Annotated in this window: 14 protein-coding genes and 1 CRISPR repeat array; all 14 genes read right to left on the bottom strand. The window is 48.0% G+C overall.

The features are described 5' to 3' along the window. Positions 1 to 113 precede the first annotated feature (113 nt). Entirely contained in the window at positions 114 to 368 is a 255-nt protein-coding gene (locus D328_RS0125365) for an AbrB/MazE/SpoVT family DNA-binding domain-containing protein (RefSeq protein WP_018887856.1), read from the bottom strand. Positions 369 to 633: 265 nt separating this feature from the next. Beyond that, positions 634 to 1,098 (bottom strand): tRNA (uridine(34)/cytosine(34)/5-carboxymethylaminomethyluridine(34)-2'-O)-methyltransferase TrmL, encoded by a 465-nt coding sequence (gene trmL / locus D328_RS0125360; protein WP_018887855.1) that lies wholly within the window; start codon positions 1,096 to 1,098, stop codon positions 634 to 636. 96 nt (positions 1,099 to 1,194) lie between these two features. Continuing rightward, positions 1,195 to 2,286: a 3-phosphoserine/phosphohydroxythreonine transaminase gene (serC, locus tag D328_RS0125355; protein WP_205622144.1), complete on the bottom strand. Its 1,092-nt coding sequence runs from the start codon at positions 2,284 to 2,286 to the stop codon at positions 1,195 to 1,197. A 481-nt stretch (positions 2,287 to 2,767) separates the two neighbouring features. Then, positions 2,768 to 4,192, bottom strand: a complete 1,425-nt coding sequence (glnA, locus tag D328_RS0125350; RefSeq protein WP_018887853.1) for a type I glutamate--ammonia ligase — start codon at positions 4,190 to 4,192, stop codon at positions 2,768 to 2,770. Between the two features lie 243 nt (positions 4,193 to 4,435). Further along, a complete protein-coding gene (aroF, locus tag D328_RS0125345) occupies positions 4,436 to 5,500 on the bottom strand; it encodes a 3-deoxy-7-phosphoheptulonate synthase (RefSeq protein ID WP_018887852.1) in 1,065 nt (354 codons plus the stop codon). 492 nt (positions 5,501 to 5,992) lie between these two features. Continuing rightward, positions 5,993 to 6,289, bottom strand: coding sequence for a hypothetical protein (locus D328_RS0125340; RefSeq protein WP_018887851.1), 297 nt, complete (start codon positions 6,287 to 6,289; stop codon positions 5,993 to 5,995). A 172-nt stretch (positions 6,290 to 6,461) separates the two neighbouring features. After that, a complete protein-coding gene (locus tag D328_RS0125335) occupies positions 6,462 to 8,018 on the bottom strand; it encodes an ABC-F family ATP-binding cassette domain-containing protein (RefSeq protein ID WP_018887850.1) in 1,557 nt (518 codons plus the stop codon). Between the two features lie 618 nt (positions 8,019 to 8,636). Then, positions 8,637 to 9,069: a CRISPR direct-repeat array (repeat unit 32 nt; unit sequence GTCGCACTCTACATGAGTGCGTGGATTGAAAT). A 333-nt stretch (positions 9,070 to 9,402) separates the two neighbouring features. Beyond that, complete coding sequence (locus D328_RS0125330; RefSeq protein ID WP_026281374.1) at positions 9,403 to 10,365, bottom strand: 4-hydroxy-3-methylbut-2-enyl diphosphate reductase; 963 nt, start codon at positions 10,363 to 10,365, stop codon at positions 9,403 to 9,405. Positions 10,366 to 10,544: 179 nt separating this feature from the next. Beyond that, a complete protein-coding gene (locus D328_RS0125325) occupies positions 10,545 to 12,023 on the bottom strand; it encodes a sensor histidine kinase (protein ID WP_018887848.1) in 1,479 nt (492 codons plus the stop codon). Position 12,024: 1 nt separating this feature from the next. Beyond that, complete coding sequence (locus tag D328_RS0125320; protein ID WP_018887847.1) at positions 12,025 to 12,714, bottom strand: response regulator transcription factor; 690 nt, start codon at positions 12,712 to 12,714, stop codon at positions 12,025 to 12,027. A gap of 116 nt (positions 12,715 to 12,830) precedes the next feature. Further along, a complete protein-coding gene (locus D328_RS29810) occupies positions 12,831 to 14,444 on the bottom strand; it encodes a S1C family serine protease (protein WP_033413718.1) in 1,614 nt (537 codons plus the stop codon). A gap of 214 nt (positions 14,445 to 14,658) precedes the next feature. Further along, positions 14,659 to 14,934 (bottom strand): hypothetical protein, encoded by a 276-nt coding sequence (locus D328_RS0125310; RefSeq protein ID WP_018887845.1) that lies wholly within the window; start codon positions 14,932 to 14,934, stop codon positions 14,659 to 14,661. A gap of 112 nt (positions 14,935 to 15,046) precedes the next feature. Beyond that, the gene (locus D328_RS31850; RefSeq protein WP_018887844.1) at positions 15,047 to 15,880 is read right to left on the bottom strand and encodes a 3D domain-containing protein; all 834 of its coding nucleotides are present in this window, start codon (positions 15,878 to 15,880) and stop codon (positions 15,047 to 15,049) included. A 114-nt stretch (positions 15,881 to 15,994) separates the two neighbouring features. Continuing rightward, a complete protein-coding gene (gene thrS, locus D328_RS0125300; RefSeq protein WP_018887843.1) occupies positions 15,995 to 17,932 on the bottom strand; it encodes a threonine--tRNA ligase in 1,938 nt (645 codons plus the stop codon). Between the last annotated feature and the right edge of the window lie 332 nt (positions 17,933 to 18,264).

Raw genomic sequence — 18,264 nt, 5'->3', positions numbered from 1 at the left:
ACAGTTAAGGGTACATCAGCACTCCTCGAAAGTATGAATAGCGCTTGGAGGAAAGCTAATGTACTATACAAAGAGCATCACGAAATACTCGTGATGCTCTTTGTCATGAGCTCTTAAGCATGCTTAGGGAGCTGTGTCATATCGCTCATGCATTGACCGCAAATATAACGATCCTTGAATTCACTAACTTCTTCCATGGAGCCACAGAACACACATTTAGGGCGATAACGCTCCAGAATAATATGATCCCCTTGAACCAGAATTTCTACGGGATCTCCTTCATTCATTTGATATCGTTTTCTTAGGGATTTGGGCAAGACGATTCTTCCCAGCTGATCCACTTTCCGAACTACACCAGCAGGCTTCATTTATTTAGACACCTCTCCTGTTAAGATGATTATACTGATGAATGCTAGGTATAAAGACTCTGTTTATACCTCCATTCAACAATTCGCCGAATTCTTGTCGAATCCTACCCGAATTTGTGATTTCGTGCTTAAATATGCACGTCTATAGCACCATTCAGGTGTGTCATTAACAAAAAACAGCAATACCACATACATATGTTATCGTCCGATAGCCCTAATCTGTTTAGGTTTTATGAAAAATAACTGTTGTTCCATACAAGTTTTTTCATATTAAACCGGGAAAATCAAGCTGTCTTAAGGCTTCATACACCATTATTGCAGCCGAATTCGACAAATTCAAAGACCTGACATCGTTCGACATCGGCATTCGAACACACCATTCTTTATTGGAAGAAATTAACTCTTGGGGTAGGCCTTTTGTCTCCTTGCCAAATACGAAAAAGTCATGATCGCGATAGCTGAAGTCAGAATACCGCTTCTCCGCCTTCGTCGTTGCATAAAAAAACCTGCCATCAGCATATTTTTGCTGAACCTCAGCAAAGGAATCGTGATATTCCACGTGTACAGCATGCCAGTAGTCCAGCCCTGCTCTCTTCAGTGTCGCATCATCTGTACGAAACCCCAGGGGCCTCACCAGATGCAGGTGTGCTCCCGTGGCCGCACAGGTGCGTGCAATGTTCCCAGTATTCGCGGGAATCTCCGGTTCTACTAATACAATGTGTAATGCCATGTTTCATTTCTCCTTTTCGATTTCAAGAAAAAACCTTCCTATTGCTACCAGCATAGGAAGGTTATCTTGTGCTGCTATATACTTGTTACATTATACTTAACCATGACGCTTCTGGAAATCACCCATGAAATCAGCCAGAGCACTACAGCTCTCGTAAGGAACAGCGTTATAGATCGACGCTCTAAGTCCTCCTACGCTGCGATGACCCTTGAGGCCGATGAAGCCTGCCTGCTCGGATTCCTTCGCAAACAACTTCTCTAGCTCCTCTGTAGCCAATCTGAACGTTACGTTCATCAGAGAGCGGCTCTCTGTATCGGCACAGCCCTTATAGAAGCCACCACTGTTGTCAATCGTCTGATACAGCAAGCCGGCCTTATCACGGTTCTTCGCCTCAATACCAGACAAGCCACCTTCTTCCTCAATCCACTTCACGACCTCATTAACCATATAGACGGAGAAGGATGGCGGTGTATTATAGAGAGAATTATTACTCAGGAACGTACTGTAGCGCAGCATGGTAGGAATATGTCCTGGAGAATCCGCAAGCAGCTCCTCACGAGCAATGACTACCGTTACACCGGAAGGACCGAGATTCTTCTGTGCTCCAGCATATACCATACCGAATTGGGTAATATCCAACGGCCGGCAGAAAATGTCACTGGACATGTCCGCAATCAAAGGCACATTGCCTGTACTCGGGTACGATTGGAACTGTACGCCTTCAATAGTCTCATTAGAGGTTACATGCAAGTATGCAGACGACTCTGGCAACTCCAGATTGCTTAGGTTCGGAAGACTCATATAGCTTGATTCCTTTGAGGATGCTGCAACATGTGTCTCTCCTACGAGCTTGGCCTCTTTCAACGCCTTGTCCGCCCAGCTTCCAGTCATCACATAGCTACCAGTCTTGCCTTCGCCCAAGAAGTTCATAGGAATCATGGCGAACTGGGTACTGGCACCACCCTGGAGGAACAGTACCTTGTAGCCTTCCGGATTACCCAAGAGGCGAAGAATACGTTCCTGTGCTTCGTTATGAACAGACTCATACACGGCACCACGATGAGACATCTCCATAATAGACATCCCCGTATTACGAAAATCAACGAACTCGGCTTGGGCGCGTTCCAATACCTTCAGCGGCAATGCCGCAGGTCCCGCATTAAAATTATAGGCTCTCTTGCTCAACAGTACTCCCATCCTCTCTACTGGTTAACATGGATTCTTTAACAGGTCACCCATATCTACACAAGATGCAAATATTATCGCTTATAATAGCAGTATTCCATGGCGTGTTCAAGGGCTTCAAGACCGTTTTGCAAAGTTTTTGTGAAATGCTTCACCACTACATCTGGATACCTCGGTTCCGATTATTTACTATTCTCAGGGATGCTGACACGTGGCTTGTCAGCTTTGCTCTCCTACTCCGGTTACATGACAATGTCACATTTAATATCTAACATTGGATGTAATATCAACGGTGTAAGAAGCGGCTCCTTCTTACGTTCATGTAACACCCGCTCCTGATACGTTCATTCCTACGTTACTATAACGCCTGCTGCCCATACGTTCGTTCCTACTCTTCGCGTGTGCTTCAAGCTCCTTGCTTCAGGATCGCTCAAGCAAAAGACCTCCAGAGCTCTGGAGGTCCCGAATTGCTGCAAATATCGTATTAGCAGTCGAAGTAGAGGCTGTACTCGTGTGGATGAACACGGATGGATACAGCTTTTGCTTCAGAACGCTTGAATTGTACGTAGTTATCAATGAATTCCTTGGTAAATACGCCACCCTCAGTCAAGAACTCAAAGTCAGCTTCCAGAGCATCCAGCGCTTCGTCCAGTGTACCTGGAACGCTGCGGATTTTGCCCTTCTCTTCATCAGACAGCTCGTAAATGTTAGTATCCAGTGGACCATAGCCCAGCTCAACAGGGTTCAGCTTGCGCTTGATACCATCCAGACCAGCCATCAGCATAGCTGCAAATGCCAGGTAAGGGTTCGCTGTGGAATCCGGTGTACGGAACTCGATACGACAGCCCTTAGGTGTAACAGCTGCTACCGGGATACGAACTGCTGCGGAACGGTTACCTTTGGAGAATACCAGGTTAACTGGTGCTTCGTAACCAGGAACCAGACGCTTGAAGGAGTTCGTGCTCGGGTTCGTCAGAGCGATCAATGCAGGAGCATGATACAGGATTCCGCCGATGTAGTGCATTGCTGTCTCACTCAGGTTAGCATATGCGCCTTTTTCGTAGAACAAAGGTGTGTCGCCATCGAAGATGGATTGGTGAACGTGCATGCCGCTTCCGTTATCACCGAACAGTGGTTTTGGCATGAAAGTTGCTACTTTACCATATTGACGAGCAGTGTTATGAACAATGTATTTGTATACCAACAGGTTATCTGCTGTTTTCTTCAGCGTATCGAAACGGAAGTTGATCTCTGCTTGACCTGCTGTAGCTACTTCATGGTGATGACGCTCAACGCTCAGACCAGCTTCTTCAAGCAGGCGGCACATTTCACTACGGATATCTTGTTGAGTATCTACTGGAGCTACTGGTACATATCCACCCTTCACGCCAACCTTGAAGCCAAGGTTACCGCCCTCTTCCTTACGGTTCGTGTTCCAAGCTGCTTCTTCGGAATCCACGAAGTAGGAGGAACTGTTCATCGTGCTCTCATAGCGAACATCATCAAAGATGAAGAATTCGGACTCAGGAGCGAAGAACGCTGCCGTACCAACACCTGCAGTCTTCAGGAACGCTTCAGCCTTATCTGCGATTCCGCGTGGGTCACGATCATATTGTTCACCGTCAGGAGTGACGATGTTACACATTACATTCAATGTAGGATGCTGTGTGAACGGGTCAATATAAATGGCTTCTGGATCTGGCAACATAACCATGTCAGATTCCTCGATACCACGATAGCCCGGGATGGAAGAACCGTCGAATGCAACACCATTAACAAATGTTTCCTCATCTACTGCAGTAGCCGGAAGCGAGATGTGATGCACGCGTCCAGACAGATCGACAAAACGGAAGTCTACCCACTCAATATTGTTTTCTTGGATCGTTTTCAATACTTTTTCAACGGACATGTCTTCTTCCTCCCAATTTTCCCGAACATTAAGATTACTTGATGAAAGCAATGTTCATGTGCGATTTTTTTCTTTCCGTCATTATAAATCTCATATGTGACATGGGTCAATACTCATGTCAGGTATTTTTTATCCACATGTCAGATATTCTTACGCTTTATAGCGGGTTCAAAATGCTAAAAAAGCCCGTCATGACGGGCTTTTCGCTTGATTCACGTGAAATACTTTTCCACATTATAACGTTTATGCATTAACGCTTGAAGGAAATGCATTCAGAGGTTGTTTCTGGGTTGAAAAGGTTTTACCAACAATCGGTGCCAGCTGTTCGAGCTGCTGCAGCAGCTCAGCGAATTGATCTGGGAACAAAGATTGGACTCCGTCACCTGTCATAGAATTGTCAGGATCTGTATGCATCTCAATGATCAGACCGTCTGCACCCGCAGCCACGGAAGCCTTTGTCATCGGTGCCACCAGCTCTCTTCTGCCTGTACCATGACTCGGATCGGAAATAACCGGGAGATGGCTCAGCTGTTGCAGGACTGGGATGGCAGACAAATCCAGCGTATTTCGAGTGTAAGATTCGAAAGTACGAATACCACGCTCACAGAGCATAACGTTCGGATTTCCCCCAGCAAGGATGTATTCAGCTGCATTCAGGAATTCGTCGTAAGTAGAACTGAAGCCACGTTTCAATAGAACAGGTTTACCACAGGTTCCAAGTTTGCGGAGTAGATCGAAATTCTGCATATTACGGGTTCCGACCTGCAGAATATCTGCATACTCAGCACAAATATCAACATACTCCGGTGTCATAACTTCCGTAATGGTCAATAGTCCATGCTTCTGGCCTGCTTCAGCCATCATGATGAGTCCCTCTACGCCTGTCCCCTGGAAGCTGTAAGGGCCTGTACGAGGCTTGAAGGCACCTCCGCGCAGAATCTGCCCACCAGCAGCCTTCACCAGTCTGGCGATCTCATCAATCTGCTCTGCCGTCTCTACCGCACAAGGACCACCCATGACAGCTAGCTCGCCACCACCAATTTCTACATCCTTAATGCGAATAACTGTATTTTCCGGGTGGAAATCCCGACTTGCCAGCTTGTAAGACTTTGAAATCTTAACAACCTTCTCTACACCCTTCATCTGGCGCAAATGCTCAGACAGCTTAGGCTCTACCGCCCCAATCAGACCAATGACTGTACGGTCCGTACCTCTGGAGACGTGGGCTTGCAGCCCTTCTTTTTCTACCACGCGGACAATATCCTGAATTTGTTCTTCGGCAATAAGCTGATTTGTAATAACGATCATCGTAACATCGCTCCCTTAGTGAATGAAATTTATCATGGCTCCATGGCGCTACGCCAACTGTGTAGTTCGAATAATAATCATTGAATTCTCTCTTACACTGAACATTCTGTGAACACTCAAAAGACATCTTGTCAGCTAAATACTTAAGTACTTGTGAACCAAACACTTATTGCTTACGCACCCATGCACTTAGTTGCTTATACACCCACGCACTTACACGCTTAGACGCTTGTTCGCTTTTAAGCTTTTAATCACTAAAGTAATTATATGCATTTCTTCCGCCCTCGTCAACCCTATGATGCACGTGAGACATGTAATTGCTTGTATTGCTTGTATTGCTTGTTATCCAAGTGAGACGTGTGAGAGGTGTAAGAGGTGTAAGAAGTGTAAGAAGTGTAAGAAGTGTAGCTGTGTGATTGGGTCTGAACCGGACAGCAGAAAAAAGAGACTGCGCTCGGCGCAGCCCCTTCTCTTGCCCTATTCATGTAAGCTTCAGCTACCTTTAAGCTCGTTGTCATGATTTCCATCAGGCACAACAGCGTCGTAGACATCCTCTCCAGGATAATTTCGGGTCATGCCTTCATGCTGCTCATGATCCTCATAGTCAAATCGCCCCGGTGAGCGTTGGTCCTCACGCCATGGCGTGTTTTTCCCCAGCTTAGCGGAGGGAATGGATGAGCCATATGGTCCTTCTGGAAATTCCTCAAAGGCCAGGTCGTTCCGTTGTGACTCCACGGTAGCCATATCCGGGTAATTTGTCTTGTCTTCTTTCTCGAACCCTTTGCTCATGACGGCACCTTCCTTTCCAGCAACAGTTCCTTCCTCATTTACATCAGGTGAAGCTTCTCATGGAGTAGCTGTCCTTTGGGATGAAGATGAATCTGCTGTCCATGTATAGTGTCCGCCAGGAGAGGTTGTATTTATGCGCTGCTTCCAGAGAGTTACGCTCGGGGAGCTTTACTTAGAATACCTTCGTTGTCCAAGATTCGCAGTTCCAAGTGTCTGTAACAACATCCTGGTAGAATTCAGGCTCGTGAGAGATCAGCAGAATGCTTCCTTTATAGGCTTTGAGTGCACGCTTCAGCTCATCCTTGGCATCTACATCCAAATGGTTCGTAGGCTCATCGAGCACCAACAGGTTAGTCTCGTTATTAATGAGCTTGCACAGGCGCACTTTCGCCTTCTCGCCACCACTAAGGACAGCAACCTTGCTCTCGATATGCTTGGTGGTTAGACCACACTTTGCCAGAGCCGCACGCACTTCAAACTGGGTAAAGGAAGGGAACTCCTGCCAGATTTCTTCGATACAGGTGTTATAGTTAGCTTCCTTGATCTCCTGCTGGAAATACCCGATCTCCAGATGCTCTCCACGTTGGACAGTGCCTTCCAGTGCCGGAATTTCGCCCAAAATGCTCCGCATCAATGTCGTCTTACCGATCCCGTTCGCCCCGACCAGCGCAATCTTCTGTCCGCGCTCCATGCGTAGATCCAGCGGTCTGGACAGCGGCTCGTTGTATCCGATCACCAGTCCATTCGTCTCAAAGATCAGCTTGCCTGAAGTTCTCGCATCCTTGAAATTGAACTGCGGCTTCGGCTTCTCTGCTGCCAGCTCAATAATCTCCATCTTGTCCAGCTTCTTCTGCCTCGACATCGCCATGTTGCGGGTAGCGACACTAGCCTTGTTGCGTGCGACAAAATCCTTCAGGTCTGCGATCTCTTGCTGCTGACGCTTGTAGGCAGACTCCAGCTGCTGCTTCTTCATCTCATATACTTCCTGGAAATGATCGTAATCACCGACGTAACGTGTGAGACTCTGATTTTCCATATGATAAATAAGATTGATAACACTGTTCAGGAACGGAATATCGTGCGAGATCAGAATGAAGGCATTCTCATATTCCTGCAGGTAACGCTTCAGCCACTCAATGTGCTGCTCGTCCAGATAGTTCGTCGGCTCATCCAGCAGCAAAATATCGGGCTTCTCTAGAAGCAGCTTCGCCAGCAGCACCTTGGTGCGCTGTCCACCACTTAGGTCATGAACGTCCTTGTCGAGTCCAATATCCGTCAGGCCAAGTCCACGTGCCGTCTCATCTACCTTGGCGTCAATCAGATAGAAATCCTGATTCGTCAAAGTGTCCTGGATCGTGCCCACCTCTTCGAGCAGCTTTTCCAGCTCCTCTGGCGTAACGTCACCCATCTTTCCGTACATGTCGTTCATTTCCTGCTCCATATCGAACAAGTACTGGAACGCACCGCGCAGCACATCACGAATGGATTGTCCCTTGCTCAGCACCGCATGCTGATCCAGATAACCTACACGCATACGCTTGGACCACTCTACCTTGCCTTCATCTGGCTGGAGCTTGCCCGTGATAATGTTCATGAAGGTCGATTTACCTTCACCGTTCGCCCCAATGAGGCCGATGTGCTCACCCTTCAGTAGGCGGAAGGATACGTCATTGAAAATAGCACGGTCACCAAAGCCGTGGCTCAATTTTTCTACATTTAATATGCTCATGCATGACACCTTTTCTGTAAAATTTAAATTTTCGGTATTGCCAATCCTGTATATTATAAGCTTCAAAGCAGGTCTGACTCAATGGGGGATTTGAGGATGGAGGCTGCAATTGCAGAATTCTCCGCTGTTCGTGGAGACATGGCATGTTAATAGGTGAAAATGGAGCTGTTGTGCGGGGAAACGACATGGAAATGCTATGTGCTTGGAAAAGCTGATTGGGAAGGCTACGTGGAGAAGGGCTACGGGCTCGGAGGTTTCTTTCGATCGCTGTTAAAGCCTGATTCATTCATATTATATAAAAGAATTAGCGGATTAAATCATGCTTTAAATGCGAGCACTTCGTTTCTACAGAAATCCTCCGACCCTCCGCTACTGCCGTGGCTCAAGTTACTTTAAAAATAGATATCCAAAACTGAGCTGTTTCCAGCTATCTTTTGGGGCGAATGCCAAGCTCACATGATTTCCCTGGGACATTCGCACCTCAGATTTTGTCGAAAGCATGTCGAATGTGAACAAAACGTGAACACACCTGCATTTCAAGCCGCATGAAGTCTTCCATTTTAATGGATATAAGGTAAAATATAGGCTAGGTACAGCGTTTATACGCTGTTTTCCGCTGTCGCACTCTACATGAGTGCGTGGATTGAAATTCCAAGAAAATGATTAAAATCTATAACAACTTGTTGTCGCACTCTACATGAGTGCGTGGATTGAAATGCTTTCCGGTAGGCTGCAAGATCGATCACGTTCCGTCGCACTCTACATGAGTGCGTGGATTGAAATTTGGCCGTACGGGTCTATAGCTGCGACCACATATTGTCGCACTCTACATGAGTGCGTGGATTGAAATCCCTCGGCTTCCATGTATTATTGGATGCGAGATAGTCGCACTCTACATGAGTGCGTGGATTGAAATTCTTGCAGTTGGTTCCGTGCTTGAGTCATCTGTTCGTCGCACTCTACATGAGTGCGTGGATTGAAATTGGCTGGTAACTATCAAGCATCGCCTTCCACGGAATGTCGCACTCTACATGAGTGCGTGCTGTGAAAAATTGCATAACAATATCTCTGGTTAACTTGAAGCTCACTCCAAATGCCAAAAGCCCGCGATCCTGACGGATCACGGGCTTGTTGTTTTTAAACCGGTCATTAATCGAAAGTACGAGACATGCACCCACTATAGCGGAGGGTCGAAGGAATTCTGGAGAAACGTAGTGCTCGCCTTTAAAGTACGATTTCATCCGCTAATGCTCTTAGTTAATAAAAGAAATAGGACTTTAACAGCGATCGGAAGAAGCCTTCGAGCCCGTAGCGATCTCCACTCACGAACAATTCACACTGGTTTTCATGTTACCAGCTACGCATGTCTGCGTCCCCATCACAATTATGTCGTGCTAGAGGCCTTGCTCTTATTTCTCACAGGCGGCAGAATCTTACTCTTATCAATGGTACGCTTGATCTCCCACGTCTCAGGCTTCTCGTGATCATACTGCTCCAAATACTGTACTACTTCCTTCGTAATCAGAGTCGGCGTGGACGCTCCAGAGGTCACAGCGACACGCTGGATCCCCTGCAGCCATTCCTGCTTCAGCTCAGTCACATCCGCGACTCGATACGCCTTCACTCCTGCAATCTCCTCCGATACCTGAGCGAGACGGTTCGAGTTGTTGCTACGTGGGTCACCGACCACGATGACCAACTCAGCCTGACCGGCTTGACCAGCGACGGCTTCCTGCCGAACCTGTGTAGCAAGGCAGATCTCGTTATGCACCTCGGCTATCGGGAATTTCTCCTGTAGCTTGTTCATGATGGCCTTGATATCCCACTGACTCATGGTCGTCTGATTCGTAATAATAATCTTGTCGGCGGACAGCTCCAGCTCGGCGATCTCATCCTCTTTCTCGATCAGATGAACTCGATCTGGTGCAATGCCGATGGCGCCTTCCGGTTCGGGATGACCTTTTTTGCCGACATAGATAATTTCATAGCCTTCTGCAACCTTCTCGCGAATCAGATCATGCGTCTTGGTCACATCGGGACAAGTGGCATCGACCGTAGTCAGGCCCTTCTCTTTGGCCAATCTTCGTACCTCCGGTGACACACCATGTGCCGTGAAGATGACCGTTCCCTGATCTACCTGCTCCAGAATTTCTAGTCGGTTAGGGCCATCCAACGTAATAACTCCCTCCTCTTCGAAGGAAGAGGTGACATGACTGTTATGAACAATCATGCCAAGTATATAAATCGGACGCGGAAGATCAGGATTCTTCGCGGCCTGGCGAGCCATAACCATGGCATCGACCACACCGTAGCAATATCCGCGCGGCGAAATTTTGACGATCTCCAAGATAGCACCTGCTTTCTGACGGCCTCGTGTATACAGTCTAAGACGGTATAGCGCTATTTCCATAATGGCCGCTCTATGATAATTGCTGCAAGATGAGTCGTAAACATCCCTTGATCATCATCCACTAGCATACTTCCCTGCATCACATAATTGTGATAGAGCTCACGTCACATTATACCCTATTCGAGCGGGGCCGAAAAGCTGACTGGCAGCCAGATCATAAATGTTGTCCCTTCACCGCGTCGTGTCACGACCTCAACTGAGCCGCTATGCTCATCGATAATCCACTTGGCGATCGACAGTCCCAGTCCTATTCCTTCCGTCACTCCTCTAGACTCATCGGCCCGGTAAAAGCGATCAAAAATATAAGGAACCTCATTCTTATCCATCCCGATCCCGGTATCGCTAATCCGTAGACCGACCTGCCCCTGATACAATGCCACATCAAGGCTGACTCTGCCCTCCGGCGTATACTTGAATGCATTATCTATGAAGATGAATAGCATTTGCTGCAAATAATCCTTGCTCCCATCCGTATATACACCATTCAGCACAGACAGATCTCCTACACTCCACTCAGCGGTCCGGTCCATATACTGAGCCCGACGTGCCACCTCCTTTACTAGTGGCTCCAGCGCAGTAGGCTGCTTATCAATGACCTGGCCTGTATCAGCTCTGGCAAGCGACAGCATATCACTGACTAGGCGACTCATGCGCTTGCCTTCGTCCGCAATATCATTAATTGCCTCCATCGACAGCTCCATTCGCATATGCTCATCCATGTCCGGTCGGTCGCTTTGCTCGGTGGTCCACATTTTCTGCAAAAATTCAATATTACCGCGGATCGTTGTCAATGGTGTCCGCAGCTCATGAGATGCATCTGCCACGAATCGGCGCTGGGCGGCATAAGAATCCTCCAGCTCTTTATAGAAGCCCTCTGTACGAGCTAACATACTGTTCACCGTTCCGATCAGCTGTCCGATCTCATCGGGTGGACCATCATACTCAATGCGTACACTAAGATCATCGCCAGATTGAATCTGGTTGGCCCCTTTGGTTACATTCACCAGAGGCTTCATGGACTTGGTCGCCAGGAACCAGCCCATGGTCGCTGCTGCAAATAACGCAACCAGTGATCCGTATACAAGCACATTTTCCAGTCTGGTCATCAGTCGATCCTGAGACCCCGTGAATTGAGCGATCTGCAGTAGACCTATCACTTGCTGATCTAGCACAATCGGCCTTTGATAGACCATGAAGGGATTGCTGCCTACGCTCACCTTCGTGAAGCCCTGCTCCTGAATCGCCTGCTCTGGTGTAGCTGGAACTGGCAGCTCCATCTGTAGCTCTACCAGATTGTTCGATTTCTTCAGTACATCAGAGGTATAATTATATATTTGCACATAAAGCTGGCTTCTTTCCACACTGGTACCGGTCAGTCTCAGATCCAGATTCGGCTCGGTTCCATGCAAAATACTGCCAGAGTTAATCGTCAGCTTCAGCTGTTCCCGGATGCGCGGTGTCTGCTCCAGGATCAAATTCTTCACTTCGTTGTAGGTATAGAAATTAACCAGAGCATATATAGCTATACCAAATACAAGTAATACAAAAGCAAGAATACTGGAATACCAGGCGGTTAACCGCCAGCGAATCGACATGCTATGAGTCACCTCTCAAGATGTAGCCAGCCCCACGAATGGTCTGAATAATACGCTTCCCACCATACTCCTCTGTCTTCTGACGCAGCATCGCAATGTACACCTCTAATACATTGGATTCACCGCTGTAATCGTACCCCCAGATTTTATCCATGATAAGATCACGAGATAGCACACGCTTGGGATTTTGCATGAATAAATGCAGCAATTCGAACTCCTTGGCCGTCAACTCCAGGCGATGTCCGCCCCGGACCACCTCACGTGAATCCATATCCAGCATCAAATCCTCGAAGGTCAGCGCCTGCCCTGCACCCGACTGCTGTTCTGATTTGCGGCGCAGTAGTGCTCTTACACGGGCAAGTAACTCCTCCAGTGCGAAAGGCTTGACCAAATAATCGTCGGCCCCTGTGTCCAGTCCTTTCACCCGATTCTCTACCTCATCCTTGGCCGTCAGCATCAGGATTGGAACCGTACTCCCTGCTGCCCGAAGTCTTCGGCATACCTCAAAGCCATCAACCTGCGGCATCATGACATCCAGTACCAGTAGATCTGGCTCCTGCGATAGCATCTGGGTCAAGCCCTCTGCACCATTCGAGGCTGTTGCAACCTCATATCCATCAAAGGCAAGACCACGACGAAGCATGGACACAATTTTATCATCATCATCAATAATCAGTATTCTTGAACGCATCAACGATCGGACTCCTTCTTATCATAAGCTACATCTATTGTAGCAGGTTCATCATAAAAAAACGAAGCAAAGGAGATCCGTTGCCAAAAGCCCCTTTGCTTCGCTTAACTCATGTTTTATGGCTGCTGTGTGCTGCCAGGTGTAGTCGTCTGATTCGTATTAAAATCATTCTTATTGCCGATCTTCACCGGCAAGTCGATCTTCTTACCGAAGCGTTCGATATTCAATGTAATGGTCGATCCTACGGATTGCTTCTGAATAAAGTCGATCAGCTCTTGCGTCGTTGCATACTTCGTTCCATTAGCCCCGATGATGATATCATACGAACGCAGGTCCGCTTGATAGGCGGGTGATCTGTAAATGACCTCTCCCACGACAGAGCCTTCTGTCAGGGAAGTATCCATTTCCTTAGCCACCTCAGGTGTCAGATTCATCAATGTAGCGCCAATGAACGGCACAGGCTCTTTCGGAATCTCCTGATTGTTCTTCAGCTTCTCCACGACGGACTTGATCGTATTGGATGGGATGGCGAAGCCAATACCCTGTGCATCCGCACTAACGGCTACGTTCATGCCAATGACTTGCCCCTGCAAGTTCAAGAGCGGACCACCAGAGTTACCTGGGTTGATGGAGGCATCTGTCTGTATCAGATTCTTATACTGCGTTGGGCGTCCAGTAGATTGGTCGTTGATCGTAATGGTACGTCCTGTCGCACTAAGAACTCCTGCAGTAACGGAATGCTCGAAGCCCTCGGGATTACCGATCGCAACCATCCATTCCCCTACCTGTGCCTGATCCGAATCACCAAGCTGGACGGTCGGGAAGTTGTCCCCTTCAATCTTCAATACAGCAAGATCCAGGTCAGCACTGCTGCCGAGTACCTTCGCCTCGAAAGGCTTGTTGTTGTTCTCCAGTGTTACTTGTACTACATCTGCTCCATCAATTACGTGATTGTTGGTCAGAATATAGCCTGTTTTATCGAAAATAAAACCTGAGCCAATTCCCAGCGGGGTCAATTGGCCATTGCCAGAGTTGGAGTTATTCTGGCTGTTGCTCCCTCCCTGATCTCCAAAGAAATATTGATAGAGCGGATCATTAAAGTAGGGGCTGCTCTGGCGGCTGCGACCACTGGACTGCTTAACAAGTGTCTCAATCTTCACGACCGCTGGACTGGCTGTCTTCACGACGGATTGTACATCCGCTGCCCCGGCTGGCAATGACGCTGTCACTGCATTGGAGCTGTTGCCATTGTTGCTTGAGCCCGATGACTGCTCCTGCTGAACAGCCGGTGCGAGAGCACTCTTGCCTGTGAACAGATTCGTTACATCTGATGTATACATCAGCGCGGTAATGACAAGCGCTCCAGCCATGAACGAGAGAAACATCGACTTGAAGGATGAGCCTGATTTAGGTTGCTTGCTCTGCTTGAAATTCCAATTCCCTTCTCCACGACCATTACCTTCAGGGCGGCCTTGGCTGGATGAATGGGATGAATCACGATAGCCTAATGGAATCGGCTTGATCGGATCTGGTGGGGTCATCTGAACCTCCTCCCGACGGGGCGCATCTGCCTCGGATGAACCAGAACGCTGATCATTGGAATTCATGGATGAGAACGGACCATATGAATAATAGTAGGAAGAGTCATTTTTTCGCTCATTCGATCCATTCCTCTGATCATCCTGCTCTCCGTACCGGGAATTTGAGTTTTTGTTTTTGTAATCGTCCATCATGTATCTCCTCCTTAACCCTTAGAATCAAGGTGTTTGTTAACTGTTTTTATTTTGTACCTTAAACCTTAATTGCACATTAAAAACATTATAAAAGTTGATAAAAGCTAAAAACCCCCGGTCTATATAGACCGAGGGCTTGCTAGTCTTCATATGCACATTGCAAAAGTCAGCTTCGCAATACTAAGCTGTCTTGCTATCGCTGTCCTTGCAATTATTGTTGATTTGTGGAGCCAGATCCGAATTTTTCGTTCGGTGTCTTGTAGTTGTCCTGTACTTTTTGGCGCTGGGAACCTTGTACTTTTTTGTTGACGCCAGCAGCTGTATCAGCACCAAATTCTGCATCATACTTTTCATTTGGTGTCTGATAATTGTCTTGCACTTTGTTTTGTTGAGCTTGTTTTACTTTTTGAGCAACCTGTTGCGTGTCCTGACCAAATTCCGTACCTTGTGCACCAAGACCCGCTTTAGACGGCTGTTTGTTGTTCACGATAATTCCTCCTGTATAATGAGTTTGGGAACTTGTCTGTCCCGCACATATTATGTGAAGGCGACTCCTACATTATTCAGGTGATCCCAGCCAGCGTTGCCTATGTGCTTCATTAAAGAGACTCGTCAAGCATGGATTCAGGTATCATCTTGTGCACCTGGATGGCCTTCTTGAATTCCGCCATCATTTGCTCAGTGCAGCGGCCACCTCCCCGCTTGATGATCTGGACCTCGACGTCTTTTTTACCCCATTCCTCATAGACCTGCTTGGTCGTGGCAAAATACAAATCAATCTTGCGCCCTTTGATTGCCGAGCCCGTATCTGCAACAATTCCATAGCCGTATCCCGGAATATACAAAATGCTCCCAAGCGGGAATGTACGTGGATCGGCTGCTATCGTAGACAACGTATTCTTGTCCCTTGTAACCTTTACTCCTGAATAAGTAATGCCATATTGCGGATGATTAGGACGTTTGCCTGTAGATTCGAAGCCAGCCGTATAACCGGTGGCCGTCACCTTCATAGTCGTTATGACCTGCTCTGCAGTTGGTGCCAGAACGGGTACGGAATTAAGCTCCAGGTTATCAGGCTTTCGTATGGTCCTTGCCTCAGGTCGGCGGATTGGCTTACCATGCAGTTCTGTCATCCAACCTACACCACCGCCTTCGTTTGGATGAAGCATACTCATCATTCCCTGAGTCAGGCCTCCCCATAGTCCTGCATATGCAGGAGTTGGTGCCTGAAAGTCTTCCCACGACAGGCTTGCTTCCTCCTGCCAATATGCATGATACGAAGTACTATATGGATCATACTCTACTAAGGCTCCTGTAGACTGAACTTGTAGCGCAGATGGCTGCTCAAAAGCATGGGCCTCCGTTATCGGTAACATAAGCAAAGCCCACAACATAACGACAAAAATCCTTTGCCGCAAAATCACTGATTTCATTCAAAAACCTCCCCTTGTTCCAAAGGTTTTCCAGAAATCAGCCAAAATATACGGCAAAGGATATATTAGCCATCACATATTGTGCAAGTTTAATAGTCTTTTAAGGGCTTGAGACTAGATCGTCTTGGAGTCAATTTGCTCCTTCAGAATAGCAATCAGCTCATCCAGTGGCTTCACGCCAAGGTCACCCTCGCCACGCTTACGTACGGATACGGACTTATCGTTCTTCTCATTCTCACCAACTACGAGCATATAAGGAATCTTCTCAAGCTGGGCTTCACGAATCTTGTAGCCGAGCTTCTCATTGCGCAGATCCTCATCCACTGCCACTCCAGCCAGACGCAGCTTATCAGCCACTTCCTTGGCATAGTCATCATAGTTCGTGGAGACTGGAATAATTTTGGCTTGTACCGGTGACAGCCACAGCGGCAGGTTGCCCGCGAAATTCTCCAGCAGGAAGGCAGTAAAGCGCTCCATTGTACCCAGAATACCGCGATGCAGCACGACTGGACGGTGTTTTTGCCCATCCTCGCCTACATACTCCAGCTCGAAGCGCTCTGGCAGCAGGAAGTCGATCTGAACCGTCGAGAGCGTCTCTTCTTTACCAAGAGCCGTCTTGACCTGTACATCTAGCTTAGGACCATAGAAGGCTGCTTCTCCCTCAGCTTCGAAGAACGGCAGTCCTGTCTCTTCAACAACCTCACGCAGCATGCTTTGTGCCGTATTCCACATTTCATCATTATCGAAGTACTTCTCGGTATCCTGCGGGTCACGATAGGACAGGCGGAAGCGATAATCGTGAATGCCGAAATCCTTGTAAGCAATCATGATCAGATCAATTACCCGTTTGAATTCGTCCTTGATCTGATCCAGACGTACGAAGAGGTGAGCATCATTCAGAGTCATGGCGCGCACCCGATGCAGACCTGTCAGTGCACCGGACATCTCGTAGCGATGCATTGTACCAAGCTCCGCAATACGAATCGGTAGATCACGATAACTGTGCATCTCACTCTTGTATACCATCATGTGGTGAGGACAGTTCATCGGGCGTAATACCAGCGACTCGTTATCCATTTCCATGACTGGGAACATATCCTCCTGATAATGCTCCCAGTGTCCCGAGGTCTTGTACAGCTCCACATTTCCCAGTACAGGAGTGTATACGTGCTGATAGCCAAGCTTCTCCTCCAGATCTACGATATAACGCTCCAGCGTCCGGCGCAGCTTGGCACCGTTCGGCAGCCAGATTGGAAGACCTTGTCCAACAAGCTGTGAGAAATTGAACATCCCGAGCTCTTTCCCCAGCTTACGGTGATCCCGCTTTTTGGCTTCCTCCAGAAAATGCAGATGCTCATCCAGCTGAGCCTTCTTCACGAACGCAGTTCCATATACCCGTTGTAGCATCTTGTTCTTGCTGTCTCCACGCCAGTAAGCTCCAGCGACATTCATCAGCTTGAATACCTTCAGCTTGCTGGTAGAAGGCACATGGGGGCCGCGGCACAAGTCAACGAACTCACCTTGTTCATACAGGCTAATAATGCTGTCCTCAGGCAGGTCACGAATCAACTCCAGCTTATACGGATCGCCCATTTCGCCGAACAAGGCCAGAGCTTCCTCACGGCTAACTTCCTTACGCACGATTGGCAGATTCTCATTTACGATGCGTTCCATTTCCTTCTCGATCTTCTGCAGATCCTCCGGATTCAGGGAATGCTCAAGGTCCATATCGTAATAGAAGCCATCCTCAATGACAGGCCCTACCCCTAGATGAACCTCATTTTTTCCGAATAATCTCTTCACGGCTTGTGCCAGCAAATGAGCGGTACTGTGGCGAATAACCTCCAGTCCCTCTGGAGCATCCTGAGTCACAATCTCAATCTGTGCTCCCTCTGTCAGCTTGGTGGACAGATCCACCACGATTCCGTTCAGCTTGCCCGCTACAGCGTTCTTACGCAGACCGCTGCTAATGGAAGCCGCCACATCCTCAATACTGCTACCTTCTGCATATTCCCGAACAGAGCCGTCCGGCAAATGAATACTTACTGCCATGTTGTGCTTCCTCCTCATTGTTATAACAGGTTCGCCCGGGACGCCCGGTTCTTATTTGTATACACAAAAAACACCCGTCCCGGTATCAAGGGACGAGTGTGTGCTCGTGGTTCCACCCTAATTTGGCTGATTTATGCGTCCAATCCAGTAAGTCACTACTAGACCAGCATGCTGCATTCAGCCCTCAATTGGCATCCTGTAACGGGGACGACTCGTCTGCTCCTAGACATCGGATTAGTTACAGCCGATTTTCAGAACAGCAGCTATGAAGGGGTCAATCAAAGGTGGGCTCGTAAGGAAATTTCAGCCTGAGTTTCCTCTCTCTGGGACGT

This window comes from Paenibacillus massiliensis 2301065 = DSM 16942, assembly GCF_000377505.1.
In the GTDB taxonomy this organism is placed as follows: Bacteria; Bacillota; Bacilli; order Paenibacillales; family Paenibacillaceae; genus Paenibacillus; species Paenibacillus massiliensis.
This window is presented reverse-complemented; position numbering and strand designations above follow the sequence as displayed.

Bases quoted from the DNA above. Each gene is read 5' to 3' on its own strand.
- D328_RS0125340 (WP_018887851.1), bottom strand. From the start codon at position 6,289: ATGAGCAAAGGGTTCGAGAAAGAAGACAAGACAAATTACCCGGATATG.
- thrS (WP_018887843.1), bottom strand. From the start codon at position 17,932: ATGGCAGTAAGTATTCATTTGCCGGACGGCTCTGTTCGGGAATATGCA.
- D328_RS31850 (WP_018887844.1), bottom strand. From the start codon at position 15,880: ATGAAATCAGTGATTTTGCGGCAAAGGATTTTTGTCGTTATGTTGTGG.
- D328_RS0125335 (WP_018887850.1), bottom strand. From the start codon at position 8,018: ATGAGCATATTAAATGTAGAAAAATTGAGCCACGGCTTTGGTGACCGT.
- aroF (WP_018887852.1), bottom strand. From the start codon at position 5,500: ATGATCGTTATTACAAATCAGCTTATTGCCGAAGAACAAATTCAGGAT.
- D328_RS0125365 (WP_018887856.1), bottom strand. From the start codon at position 368: ATGAAGCCTGCTGGTGTAGTTCGGAAAGTGGATCAGCTGGGAAGAATC.
- D328_RS29810 (WP_033413718.1), bottom strand. From the start codon at position 14,444: ATGGACGATTACAAAAACAAAAACTCAAATTCCCGGTACGGAGAGCAG.
- trmL (WP_018887855.1), bottom strand. From the start codon at position 1,098: ATGGCATTACACATTGTATTAGTAGAACCGGAGATTCCCGCGAATACT.
- D328_RS0125320 (WP_018887847.1), bottom strand. From the start codon at position 12,714: ATGCGTTCAAGAATACTGATTATTGATGATGATGATAAAATTGTGTCC.
- glnA (WP_018887853.1), bottom strand. From the start codon at position 4,192: ATGTCCGTTGAAAAAGTATTGAAAACGATCCAAGAAAACAATATTGAG.
- D328_RS0125325 (WP_018887848.1), bottom strand. From the start codon at position 12,023: ATGTCGATTCGCTGGCGGTTAACCGCCTGGTATTCCAGTATTCTTGCT.